Below are 13234 nucleotides of genomic sequence, written 5' to 3'. Positions count from 1 at the left end.
ATAGACCTTGGATTGTCGGTAGCGATTCGGGCTTTGCCAACCCTAGGCGAACACCAACGAATCCTAGTCCGAATGTGGGCATAAGCTGAGGTTTTAAAGATGCGCTTCTTGTAGGCTTTCTAGTACTTCTGTCAAGCAGTCAGGGTTTTATCTCATTTGATACCTATCTTTATTTTATAGACAATGTTGCTTCTCATAAAACGTGAGTTCGATCAAACCATTAATTTTGGGCTGCTCAACGAAATAATGGGCTTTTCGCTCCCACTCACGTTAATCAAACTCTATAAGGTGAAGGCTTAAAAGTTATTGCTAAAACTTGAATAGGAATATCCAATGAATATAATTTTTGAGATAATACAGCAAATACAAACTTAAATTGTGGATACCATCAAGATAAATGATTTAGTAAAGGTAATATGATCAAGAAATATAGTCAGCTTGCGGACTTAGAAGCTCTTACTTTAAATGTTCATGATCAAACTGTCCGGGCTTATGTGGAAGAATCTATTGCTTCTTATTCTGTAGGAGCTTATCGATCTGCCATTGTGTCTATTTGGACTGCTGTGGTTTATGACCTCTACCAAAAGGTGCGATACCTGGATGAACAGTATGGTGACCCAGCAGCAAAAAAGTGCATGAAAGAGATTAATAAAATTCGTGGATATACCGACAAGAAGCAGGTTAGTGCTTGGGAAAGAAAAATTTTAGAAGAGGGCTATAAAGAAATTAAAATGTTTACCCCAACTGAGTATGAGCATCTTGAGAGGATTCAGCAAGATCGACACCGCTGCGCTCATCCTGTATTAGATAGTGATGGTTTTCTATTTCAGCCATCACCTGAATTGACTCGTTCACACATTAGGACGGCAGTGGATGTTTTATTCAGTCAACCTCCTATTATTGGTAAGGCAGCTATACATGCATTAGAGCGTGATGTTGAAACTAGTGGTTATTTCCCAAATAAGTTAGAAGATGTAAGTAAAGCCTTAAAAAATCGACATATATTATCCACATCAAACAAGTATCGAGTAAACCTCTTTAAATTTTGTTTAAAAAAAATTTTATATCTTGAGCCCAATAACCCAGAATTTATTAATAGATATATTTTAGTATTTAATCTACTAATTAATGAAAATCGAGGCGATTTTGAGTCAATTGATAAGAAGGCAATAGCATCCATTTTTGAGAAGGCGAAAGAAGAGAGGTATAAGTTTATAGTAGAACTATTTAATATAGCAGAAAGTTTATGGAATGATTCTCCAGACTATTTTAAAGGAAAATTCAAAAATTTTATTAAAGAAAGTGCAACAAATGAGGAAAAAATTCGTGTATTACATATCTTACCTGAATTAGAAGAGGAGTTATCAAAAGATTTAGAATCATTGTCTGTTGATAAAGAACAGTATAAGCACTTGATCAGCTTAATAGTTGGTTTAAACACTGATAGAATAAAAAGAATAGAAAAATTTATTAAAAAAATCATAAAACATAATATAAATTTATATTGCCAATCAACTAGCTATCATCAAGGGAGAATTAATGCTGTATTAATTGAGCGAATAATAGATTTCCTTAAAGAGGAGGATATTAACGATTTACTAGAAGGAGCAGTGATCCAACAAGAAGATAATCAATATGATCAATTAATTGACACCACTGACACACTGATTTATGTATTTGATCAAACAATTGCTAATTTCCCTAAAACTATAAAATCCTGGAAGAACTTTATTGAAAAAAAACGAGATAGACATTGGAACAACATAGAAAAACTTGAAGAAAAAATTGCTAATTACGATTCCTCACTTTTTGACAAAATCTGACTAATAATTGGGTTATTTTATAAGGCTTATAGCGTTTACACAATAATTATCAAAATTGGAAAGAGCTGTTCTGAAGCAGTTAAGGAAGGTGGTGGGGTTCAGGGTAAGCGCCAGAAAAAATGTCCATAATGTGCATTGATTAGATATCGGTTGATCATGGCTAGAAATCCCTATAATCTCCTAGAACTTTATTCCCAAGAGGGTTAAGTTGTTGAGAATGACGCGGTTTTTTTATCAATAAATATAGGCTTATTGATTCTGGTGCTTACCGTGGCCTGTCAAGACGCATATAACGGGATTGGGAGTATATCTGAAACTGAAAATCTGGCAACATTAGTCAAAACTGACTGTGCTGTGATGTATACAAAGGGCTGACCCTTACCGCTCTGTGTATCACCTTGGAACAGTCTTGTGCCAGCAGCTAAAATTGAAAAAGCGAAGTTGACACTCACCCATAACTGCCTGTACCGGTGCCACCAAAGGAAGTTTCCCCCATCAGCAACTTCATCAAGACAATGGTAAAAAATGTATAGCGGTTTCTAGCCTAATGAGGTACACAAGATTTTTTATCTCTTGCCTCTTGCCTCTTGCCTCTTGCCTCTTCTTTGTTCCGGTGATCCGCTGTTCCCTATTCCCTGGGCATAGCGCCATAACAAACAACCTTGGCCTTTTGGCCTTTTGGCCACGCTTGCGCGATTAGCCCTTTAGGCCACGCTACGCGAACAACCAACCTAAAAACTAAAAAATAGTTCCCATGTCAGACCAACCCCTTACCCGTCAGGAACTCTACGATCGCATCCGCGAAATAGGTAAAGAAGAATTCGTCCTCGAAGAAATGATTCGCTACGGATTTTGGCCAGCAGAAGGTGAGATGCCAGAAGATCCAGCTGATGAAATTCGACGGCGGGGAGAACTCCAGCGAGAACTAGCCCAACTGCGCCAAGAAAGTCAGAAACTACAAAACGAACAAGCAGTCCGTAAGCGGTTGTTAAAAGAACGGTTAGCCCAGTCTAGGCTTAAGCGTCAGGAAACCAAAGAAAGACGGGAACAACAACGGCTCGAACGTGCCCAAGCGTGGACTATACGCCAGCAAAAGGAAATACTCTATCTCGGTGAGGAAGTATCCCCAGGTCTAAACCATACCGAAAGCGATCGCATTCGATTAGAAACCTATAAATTACCCCTGCTTAGCACAGCCCAAGACATTGCTAAAGCCATGGGGATTACCCTAGGACAGCTAAGGTTTCTCGCATTTAATCGCAAAACCGCCACCATATCTCACTACATTCGTTTCAAGATTCCCAAAAAAACCGGTGGAGAGCGATTAATTTCCGCACCCAAACCAAAACTAAAACAAGCACAACACTGGATTCTCAGCAACATACTAGAAAAACTAGAACTAGACAATGCAGCTCACGGCTTTCGACGCGATCGCTCCATAGTAACCAACGCCCAGCCTCATGTTGGTGCTGATGTGATTATCAACATTGACCTAAAAAATTTCTTCCCATCCATTTCCTACCCACGAGTCAAAGGACTTTTCCGGTCATTCGGTTATTCAGAAGCAGTAGCAACAGTATTTGGATTACTCTGTACAGAAGCCGACATCCAAGAAGTCGAACTAGATAGCAAAACCTACTACGTAGCCACAAGCGATCGCCACCTCCCCCAAGGGTCCCCTGCTTCACCAGCCATTACCAACATATTGTGCCGTCGTTTAGACCACCGACTAACCAAACTAGCCACAGACTTAGGCTTTATTTACACCCGCTATGCCGATGATCTCACCTTCTCCGGCTCCGGTGAGAGCCTCCGCTTTATCGGTAAACTCTTAAAACGCACCAGCTCCGTAGTAGCTCACGAAGGGTTTACTATCAATCAACAAAAGACCCGAATCCTAAGGAAATCCCAGCAGCAAGAAGTAACAGGAATTGTAGTTAACGACCATCTCAATATTTCCAGAAAACAATTAAAACGCTTCCGTGCTACCCTTTATCAAATCGAAAAAGACGGTCCAGACAGCAAACACTGGGGAAACTCCAGTAATGTAATGGCAGCCATTCAAGGCTACGTCAACTTCATCGCCATGGTCAATCCCGAAAAAGCAGCCCCGTTTCAAGCACAAATCCAACGCATCAAAGACAAATGGTTATAAAAATTCCCATTAGGTCTCAGCTTACCTTATTTTTGAATTAAGAATTAAGAATTAAGAATTAAGAATTAAGAATTCTACATTCTGCATTCTGCATTATTAATTCTGCATTCTGACCGACAACCTTGGCCAAAAGGCCACGGTACCCGAACAACTTACCGCTTACCTTGTAAATTTATTACCTCCTTATGTACACTCATCCCAATCTGAATAGACTGATTAAGTAAGCGACCATATTCACCAGTTTCGTCACTCAGTTCAAAAGCCATCAAAGTAGTCAAATTATCATCAAGATTGCTCAAAAATACCTGGCGACTGTCAATTAAATTATTATGACTTCTGATTAAATTTTCCACTTGTAAAGCATTCACTAAACTTTGTTTAGTAATAGCTAGAGATTCAATAACTTTTCTCCGGCTTTCAGATTGTTTAGACTCAGTACCTGAACCCTCAATTGCCTCTATTCGTTCAGCTAACTCAATCGCTTTAATCACACCATTATAGTTATCAACCTGATCCATTAACCTAACCAAAGACTTAATTCGCTTTCCTTGTTTATAAAGATATACATTACCAATCACTATCCCTGACACAAACAATCCCACCAGTATAGTAAATAGCCCAGTTATCCCAGCCTGGTCTTCAGGCAAATTGCCTGAATTTTTCATAAAAATCAGGATTGGAGGCAAAAAGAAAATTAAACTCAGACCCAATATAAATATCTCAGTTAACAGAACCGATAACATATGCTTAGGCTTCTTAAAGATAAACCCCCGACAAAAATCAATAGCCACAAGCTTAGCAAAATTAAGATCTACCAGGTTTCTGATATCCTCTGACGTAATCTGTAAATTGCCTAAATTTGATGACATATCATCTCGCTCCTGTTACACCATTTTCTGATATCTTGCACCAATTCCCATCACCCACCAGTAGTTAAAACCACACCGCGAATAAATCAACGCCTCTTACTCCCACCCAAGCAATCCCATCCGTTATCGATAGAATAAATAGCGCTGCGGGCAGCGCTATACCTGCCACAAGTGTGGCTTCAAAACAGCAAATCAATAGTAAGCCTTAACCCCAACCCAGGATTTTACCAATTAACTTCAACAGTTGCATATAAAAATTACTCTCTAACTCACGAAATAGGGCAAAAGGTTCCCCAGGAGTTCCGAAAAATGGTCTGAGGGTCCATCCCAATTGGCTACCAACAAATGCATAAAGCACTAACCAAGGTTTAAGAATCCTAGTGGGATATTTGTTTTCTTCAGCTTCTTGCTCAGTGATAAATCCCATGCATTGGTAAAACACATTGACTCCAATTAAGCCAGTGATCCCAAAGATGACTATATTTAAGAGCAGAAAAAAATGATAATCATTAATTGATAGACGAAAAAAGAGAGTGATAGGAGCAAAGCCAAATAGCATCACACTAATCACAGATGTCGCCGCCAAAAGCAAAGCTAGGTACTGCCCAAAACTACGTTTAGAGCCTGAGCTAATCTCATAAAAATATAAAGTCGGTAAACAAATTAACAACGTTAAGAGGTATAGCGCCGGGAGTTTGATAGCTGAAGAGATAATCTGGAGGGGGCTACTAAAGGAGCCGATAATTGCACCATAAATTCCAAAAAAGGCCGAGCTGGCAATTAATAAAGAGATAATCTTGATATCAATCCTAATTCCTTTGTCAACCTCTTTCAGGAATCTTTTGCGATCGCGCAAAAACTCCATCACTATAGTAAAGTGGTTCATGACCTACTCCTAATTAAAATTTAAAGCTACAAGATACAGCCACCTCACACATTCAGCCACCTAGGATAAAATCTAGTAATATAGCACTAATCTTTACTAGAACTAGTGCTTACCACAATAATCGATGGATTTACCATTTCCCATGCCAAATTGCCATTGGCAACTAGCTCACTGTTATATACTTACTTCAAGGGATTTGATATCCTGTACGCCAAATAAATTCCTAATTATCATGGGATGATCCCATGGCAATCATTAGATTCAGGTCATAAACAACTGATTTTGATAACTCAAAGGATCAGCAAATGATTTCCGTTACAATCCTCACTTGCTCCCATACAACAACCCATAACGAATCAACAAATCAATAGTAAGCCTTAAACCCAACCCAAGATTTTACCAATTAACTCCAATACATGCATATAAAAATTACTCTCTAAGTCGCGAAATACGGCAAAAGGTTGCCCAGGATCTCCGAAAAATGGTCTGAGAGTCCATCCCAATTGGCTACCAACAAATCCATACAGCACTAACCAAGCTTTAAGAAGCCTAGTGCGATATTTTTTGTTTTCAGCTTCTTGCTCAGTGATAAATCGCATACATTGGTAAAATACATTGATACCAATTAACCCAGTGATGCCAAGTATGACTAGATTTAAGAGCTGAAAAAATTGATAATCATGAATTGAAAGACGGAAAAAGAAAGTGATAGGAGCAAAGCCAAATAGCATCACACTAATCACAGATGTCGCCGCCAAAAGCAAAACTAGGTACTGCCCAAAACTACGTTTACAACCTAAGCTAATCTCATACAAATATAAAGTTGGTAAACAAATTAACAACGTTAAAAGGTATAGAGCCGGGAGTTTGATAGCTGAAGAGATAATCTGGACGGGGCCGCTAAACGAGCCGATAATTGAACCATAAATCCCAAAAAATCCTGAGCTAGCAATTAATAAAGAGATAATCTTGATATCAATCTTAATCCCTTGGTCAACCTCCTTCAGGAATCTTTGGCGATCGCCCAAAAACTCCATCACTATACTAAAGTGGTTCATGACCTACTCCTAATTAAAATTTAAAGCTACAAAATACACTTAGCTATAGGAGCATGTCACTTATGCAAAAAATTTGGACTAAAACTATAGCCCCCTCATGGGTTTGAACTGGCTGTGATAGTACCTATAGCAATCCTACTCAATCATTTTTTCCATCAGCAAAATCTGAAATTATTGCTGGGTAAGGGTTATAGCGATTCGGTGCAGCCGACGCGATGAAGCGTTTCGGCGAAGCCGCGCCAAAGGCGCAGCAAAGCTGATCGGATTGCTATAGTTACTATGGTCTACAATTTTGACCTGGTCTGTTCACTTGGTTCCAGACAACAACCCATAACGAATCAACCCCCGGCGATACCCTCGACTCATCAACCCCATCGACAGTGCCGCTTCCAGAATTTTCCAATTACTTTTAAGCAACCCAAAAATCGCTTTCGGCTCAAAAGCAGAATCAATCACAATATCCCAAAACGGTTCAACCGCATCTGACCAATCCGCCGTGCGAATAGTTTGGAAATTCAAATTGCCAGCAATTTCCTCATACTCCTGCAAAGAAATCACATAAGGCAAACAATAAACCCGATAAATCTCAGCCAAATGCTGCTGTTCATCTGTTGTCAATTGTCCCGTCGCCAACGTTATCGGACGATGACACCAAGTTGCCATTAAAAACCTTCCCCCAGGTTTAAGCACCCGATAACATTCCTGAAGAAACTGTTGCTTGTCCGGCATATGTTCTCCACTCTCCATCGACCAGACAAAATCAAAGGTTTCATCAGCAAAAGGCATATCCAAAGCATTAGCAACCTGAAACTGAACCCGTGTCGCCAACCCAGCCTCTTGCGCTCGTTGAGTTCCTCGTGATGCTTGAACTGGACTTAAGGTAATTCCAGTAACATTTGCTTCAAACTGTTGCGCTAAATAAAGTGAACTCCCACCAATCCCACAACCGACATCCAGAATAGTACTAGCTTGCTCCACTTCAGCCCAACAGAGCAATTCGTCAATCAAGTCAATTTGTGCTTGATGTCGGTTTTTCTTCTCAGTGCCCGCCCAGCCATAATAGCCATGGTGCATATGTTCACCCCAAACGGCTTCCCACAAGCCAGAAGAGGCATCATAAAATTCCTGAATCTGTTTTTCAAGACTCAATTTTTCAAGACTCAATGTCATATTATGTCCAGTAGCATCGTTCCGTATCACCAACTATAGCGGTTATGACTTCCATAAACCATACCCAATTCGACGGGCGCACGGGGTGAGCCGCTACTAAGGGAAAAGGGTCTTGACAGATGGCAAATCACAAATAAACAATGACAAAGACAAATTACAAAGACACATAACAAATGAGACATGACTATTCCCCGAACCATTTGCCTTGGATTCCTTTCCGTAATTGCCATCGGAACTGTTTTGCTAATGATGCCATTTGCTGCTAGTGATGGCACATGGACTAACCCCATGGTGGCACTATTCACCTCAACCTCTGCTGTTTGTGTTACTGGTCTAGTGGTTGTCGATACTGGCTCCTATTTTTCATTTTGGGGACAGTTGATTGTGCTTGCCCTATTCCAAATTGGCGGTTTGGGCTATATGACCACCACCACATTTCTGATTTTACTACTGGGGCGCAAGTTCAAATTGAAGCAGAAAATCGCCATTCAACAAGCCTTAGATAGACAAGGTTTACAAGACAGTGCAGCATTAATTCGTTCGATCATTGCCACAGCAATAATTTTTGAAATCACAGGCATTTTTCTACTTTTACTAGTGTTTGTTCCCGATTATGGATTATACCAGGGACTCTGGTTAGCTATTTTTCATAGCATCAGTGCTTGGAATAATGCTGGATTTAGTCTGTTCCCAGACAGTTTAACAAGTTATCAGTCATCTCTTCTCCTCAATCTAGTGATCACAACTCTAATTATCTGCGGTGGCATTGGTCAACAGGTAATTTTTGAGTTTTATCTTTGGTTGCGCGATCGCATTCTAAGACGACGTCAGTATTTGGAATTTTCTCTAAATTTTAAAGTAGTCACTAGCACCACTATATTTTTGTTAATAGTGGGAACAATTGCATTTTTGTTCATCGAGTTTAATAATTCTAAAACTCTAGGAGCTTCAACATTATCAGACAAATTTATCCAAGCGTGGTTTCAATCAGTGACCACCAGAACTGCAGGGTTTAACACCATTGATCTTGGTAAAATGACCACAGCCGGGTTATTTATTACCATTACCATGATGTTTTTTGGAGCCAGCCCAGGGGGAACAGGTGGTGGCATCAAGACTACAACAGTAAGAGTTTTAGTTAGTTCTACTAAAGCAATTTTACAAGGAAAAGAAGACGTTTATCTATATAAGCGTCAGGTACCAACTGAACTAATTTTAAAAGCCATTGGAGTCTTAGTAGGATCATTCGCTACAGTAATTTTATCAACACTTTTAATTTCCCTAGCTGAGCCAACCCTTGATTTTATTAATATTTTATTTGAAGTTGTCTCAGCCTTTGCTACTGTCGGTCTTTCCACAGGCATTACCCAAGACGTTTCTACCTGGGCAAAGCTAGTTTTAATTGGAACAATGTACATTGGCCGGGTTGGAGTTTTGTTGCTCATGGCATCCCTACTAGGAGAACCCCGTCCCAGTTCAGTTAACTATCCAGAAGAAAACTTACTTGTGGGATAATCAAATGGAAAAGGTATGCTGGCTTGGTAATGGCTAATTGCCAATGTCAATTAACACTTAAAAAGAAACAAGTAATAAGTAAAAACTTACTAGATCAGTTATCACAGGAGGCCGAAGTGAATCTATCATTTTTAACATTCTTGCGTAACCTACCCAAAGAGAATAAACAGTTTGCCGTTATTGGATTAGGGCGTTTTGGTCGAGCTGTCTGTTCCACACTATACCAACTTGGCTATGAGGTTCTGGGTACTGATATTGATGAAAAACTCGTTTCGCAAGTGTTAACCGATAAAATAGCTTCCCATGCTGTGCAGCTCGATTCAAAAGAACCATTAGCATTGAAAGAAGCCGGTATTTTTGAATTTGACACAGTAATTATTGCCATCGGTAACTATTTACAAGAAAGCATTATTACTACCCTCAACTTAAAAGAAGCAGGAGTTTCTTACGTCATTGCCAAAGCTTCCTCAGAAGTTCATGGTAAGCTCTTAAAACGGGTAGGAGCCGATCATGTAGTTTTTCCTGAGAATGATGCAGGTTGTGCTTTAGCACGCTCCCTCACCAAACCATCTATTTTGGAATGGTTTGACCTAGACTCTAAGCACAGTATTGTTGAGGTCATAGTGCCAGAAAAATTTGATGGCAAAACCATTATGGAACTGGAATTGCGCAACCGCTATGGCTTGACTGTCCTGGCTATCAAGGGAGATGCTGAATTTGAGATTAACCCTGACCCTAATGAACCGCTGTACAAAGATATGGTTATGGTTATCATTGGCTCCAACGCCGATATTGACCGCTTACCGATCTAAAGCTTAGGAATTCCTCTTTCTGGTTCAGACTTTTCCGGTTCCATCTCTTCGGTGTCAGTGGACTCTAACTTAGGAGTTTCTTGGGATTCTACCTCCAGAGTTTCAGGAGACTTCATCTGTGGAATTCCAGGAGAGTCTACCTCAGGAGTTTCTTGAGTATCAACCAAAGAAGCTTCTGGTTCTAGTTGCATGATGTACTCATCAACCTCCGTTACCTTCTCCTCATTACCAGCAAAAGCGAATAACTCTCTAGCTTTGACCAAAGAAGAGAGAGCTTCCTCTCGCTGTTGAGACTTTTCTAAGACTACACCCAAGTTGTAATGACCTTCTGCTAATGCCGGAGACAGGCTAAGAGCTTGCTGATATTCAGCCATGGCTTCCTCATACTGTTCTTGCTGTTGTAGAGCAACACCAAGGTTGTAGTGGGTCAAGGCGTGGTAAGGATCCAGTTGCACAGCTAATTTGAGTGTGGTTACTGCTTCGGCGTACTCACCATTCGCTGTCAGTGCTGCCCCTAGCTGTCGGTAAGCATCCACATTTTCCGGTTCCAGTTCCGTCACCAAGCGAAACCGAGTAATCGCTTCCGCCAACTCCCCTTTCTCAAACAAAATTACCGCTAATTGATACTGAGCCGGAGCCAAGTTCGGGTCAACCTTAACTGCTTCCCTAAAGGATTCCTCCGCCGCTGACTTTTCCCCTTGCTCCACCAGTAATAGTCCCAACTGGTAGTGTGCTTTCTCCAATTTAGGTTGAGTGCGAACTGCTTGTCTGAGTGCAGTAGTTGCTGGTCCAATCTGGTCTTGATCGACTAATATCAGTCCCATGTTATAGTAAGCTTTACCATAATCTGGGTCTAGGCGAATGGTGGCTTGGTAGTGTTCGATCGCCTCTTCTTGATCACCCTGAGATTCCAGGGCTAACCCTAAGTTATAATAAATATTGGCTGATTCAGGATTGAAAGACAACGCCTGTCGATAAGCAGCGATCGCACTATCGGGTGCCCCTTCCTTGTAAAAAGCAATGCCTAAGTTGTAATAAGCTTGTGACAAGGTTGGGTCAAGGGCAATAGCAATTTGGTATTGTTCCAATGCCAGCTGGTTCTTACCCTGCTGCAAATACGTATTCGCCAACAAATAACGTCCCATGGCCATATAGGGGTCGAACTCAAGGGCTTTACGAAAAGCACGCTCTGCCCCAGGAAAGTCCCGACGTCCGTACAGTTTTACCCCAACTTGAAAGTATGAAGCCGCATCCAGGTTATTGGAGTATGGACCTTCCATCAACTGCTTGGTTCCTTTATACTCAGGAATCTCTTTACCTTGAGCTTGACCAACACTTGTCAAACCAAAACTGATGATAGTGGCAGCTAGCAGCGGTATCGTTTTCATTCACCCTTTTCCTATATGCTGAGACATTTTTGGTATACTACAGGATAATATTTTTTTACTAGAATAATTAGCTGCTTATCAAGCCCATCCCCACAGGAAATGACCCTAGCTGCTGCTCCGATATGCGATCGCAAAGATCAAACCCTATCCCTAGTCGATTCAGTCATTGCCCAATCCCAAGCAGAAGGGGTATTCGTCAGTCTCAGCCTTGGTGACGAATTTCTGAGCCGCTTCTCGGAAAATCAGATTACCCAGAATATCAGCCGCCAACGCTGCCAACTTACCATTACCAGTTATTTCGGTAAGCGTTGTGCCTCTGCTACCACAACAGAACTAGACCCAGAGGCAATAGCCCAAACTATCCAACGTTCAGAACAACTGGCTCGCATTGCCCCAGAAGATCCTGAATGGGTACCCCTACTCGAAGCCCAGGATTATGAGCAACGCACCCCAGCCTTCGATCAATCCACAGCTAACCTTTCCCCCTTGGAACGGGGAGAAAGAGTCAAGGAAGTATGTTCCTTAACTGCTAAGGCAGGAGTCGAAGGGTCGGGTAAGCTTAGTACTCAAGCTTTTTTACGAGTTGTGGGGAACTCCCAAGGGTTACGAGCCTTAGACCAAGGTACAGAAGCAGATTGTAGCGTGACAGCCCGTATAGACGATGGTTCCAGTTGGAGTCATAGCACCGCCTTTGCCATAGAACAGTTACCGATTTTAGAAAAGTCATCAATAACAGGTCTAATTGAACGAGCCTTAGCCTCACGTCACCCCCGTCAGGTCAATCCAGGTACCTACCCAGTCATATTTGATGGTGCTGCCTTTGCGGAATTGCTGTCTTGGGTAATCTGGAATATGGATGCTCGGGCAGCGGATGAAGGACGTTCCTTTATGTCCCATAGTGATCAAACCGGTAACCCCACTGGTAACCGCTTGGGTCAGCCAATGTTTAGCCCTATAGTGCAGGTACAACGCCACCCTGCTCATCCCCTACTCCAATTAGGCACTTGCTTTCGGGATGGGTTGAGTAATCGCTACACTGAGGTGATTAAGGATGGTATTCCCCAAATTCTTTACTATAGCCGCTATTGGGCAGCTCAGAAAGGCAAAGATCCAACCGGACTATTGTTTCCCATTGTCATGTCCGGTTCTAGCCAAAGTCTAGCTGACCTGATTGCCCAGACAGAGCGAGGTATTTTGGTAAGCCGTGCTTGGTATGTGCGCTATGTCAATCCCAAAACCCTAGAAGTCACAGGGATGACCCGTGACGGCACATTCTGGATTGAAGACGGTCAGATTGCCTACCCGATTAAAAACCTGCGTTTTAACCAAAGCCTGCCCCAAATGTTAAAAGAAGTCGATGCCCTAAGCAAAGTACAGCGCTATGGTAATATAGTAGTTCCAGGAGTTAGGGTGAAGGCATTGAACTTTGATAGTATCACTGACAGCATTTGAGCCAAATCATGAAGGATGAAATGTGAAATGTGAAAGCTCAAATATGAAAACTTTGCCTTTTGCCTTTTGCCTTTTGCCTTTTGCCTTTTGCCTTTTGCCTTTTGCC

General features: G+C 41.4%; 10 protein-coding genes. 5 read left to right on the top strand and 5 right to left on the bottom strand.

Translation table 11 applies throughout. The annotated features are described in order from the left end of the window. Window positions 1-416 precede the first annotated feature (416 nt). Both AC4II3_RS02015 and AC4II3_RS02010 read left to right on the top strand, forming a co-directional pair. Entirely contained in the window at window positions 417-1823 is a 1407-nt protein-coding gene (locus AC4II3_RS02015; RefSeq protein WP_488006941.1) for a hypothetical protein, read from the top strand. Between the two features lie 754 nt (window positions 1824-2577). Continuing rightward, window positions 2578-3978 (top strand): reverse transcriptase family protein, encoded by a 1401-nt coding sequence (locus tag AC4II3_RS02010; protein ID WP_488006939.1) that lies wholly within the window; start codon window positions 2578-2580, stop codon window positions 3976-3978. A 152-nt stretch (window positions 3979-4130) separates the two neighbouring features. Here the strand turns inward: AC4II3_RS02010 and AC4II3_RS02005 are convergent, their stop codons facing one another. The 4 genes from AC4II3_RS02005 to AC4II3_RS01990 all read right to left on the bottom strand — a co-directional run bounded on the left by AC4II3_RS02005 (window position 4131) and on the right by AC4II3_RS01990 (window position 7961). Beyond that, entirely contained in the window at window positions 4131-4847 is a 717-nt protein-coding gene (locus AC4II3_RS02005; RefSeq protein ID WP_488006937.1) for a hypothetical protein, read from the bottom strand. Window positions 4848-5052: 205 nt separating this feature from the next. Beyond that, the gene (locus tag AC4II3_RS02000) at window positions 5053-5733 is read right to left on the bottom strand and encodes an actin-binding WH2 domain-containing protein (RefSeq protein WP_488006935.1); all 681 of its coding nucleotides are present in this window, start codon (window positions 5731-5733) and stop codon (window positions 5053-5055) included. A gap of 377 nt (window positions 5734-6110) precedes the next feature. Continuing rightward, window positions 6111-6791 carry an actin-binding WH2 domain-containing protein gene (locus AC4II3_RS01995; protein ID WP_488006933.1) on the bottom strand — a complete coding sequence of 227 codons (681 nt, stop codon included), beginning with the start codon at window positions 6789-6791 and terminating at the stop codon, window positions 6111-6113. Window positions 6792-7097: 306 nt separating this feature from the next. After that, on the bottom strand, window positions 7098-7961 hold the full coding sequence (locus tag AC4II3_RS01990; protein WP_488006986.1) for a methyltransferase domain-containing protein: 864 nt from the start codon (window positions 7959-7961) through the stop codon (window positions 7098-7100). A 180-nt stretch (window positions 7962-8141) separates the two neighbouring features. Here AC4II3_RS01990 and AC4II3_RS01985 point away from each other — a divergent pair, with 180 nt between their 5' ends. Next, window positions 8142-9476 carry a TrkH family potassium uptake protein gene (locus AC4II3_RS01985; protein ID WP_488006931.1) on the top strand — a complete coding sequence of 445 codons (1335 nt, stop codon included), beginning with the start codon at window positions 8142-8144 and terminating at the stop codon, window positions 9474-9476. A gap of 116 nt (window positions 9477-9592) precedes the next feature. After that, entirely contained in the window at window positions 9593-10288 is a 696-nt protein-coding gene (locus tag AC4II3_RS01980) for a potassium channel family protein (protein WP_293082200.1), read from the top strand. On the opposite strand, the gene AC4II3_RS01975 is transcribed toward AC4II3_RS01980, so the two are convergent. After that, entirely contained in the window at window positions 10285-11676 is a 1392-nt protein-coding gene (locus AC4II3_RS01975; RefSeq protein ID WP_488006929.1) for a tetratricopeptide repeat protein, read from the bottom strand. The two genes, AC4II3_RS01980 and AC4II3_RS01975, sit on opposite strands and share 4 nt — an antisense overlap. A gap of 99 nt (window positions 11677-11775) precedes the next feature. On the opposite strand from AC4II3_RS01975, the gene AC4II3_RS01970 reads away from it, so the two are divergent. Then, a complete protein-coding gene (locus AC4II3_RS01970) occupies window positions 11776-13128 on the top strand; it encodes a TldD/PmbA family protein (RefSeq protein ID WP_488006927.1) in 1353 nt (450 codons plus the stop codon). Window positions 13129-13234 lie beyond the last annotated feature (106 nt).

Source organism: Moorena sp. (assembly GCF_982860115.1).
This window is presented reverse-complemented; position numbering and strand designations above follow the sequence as displayed.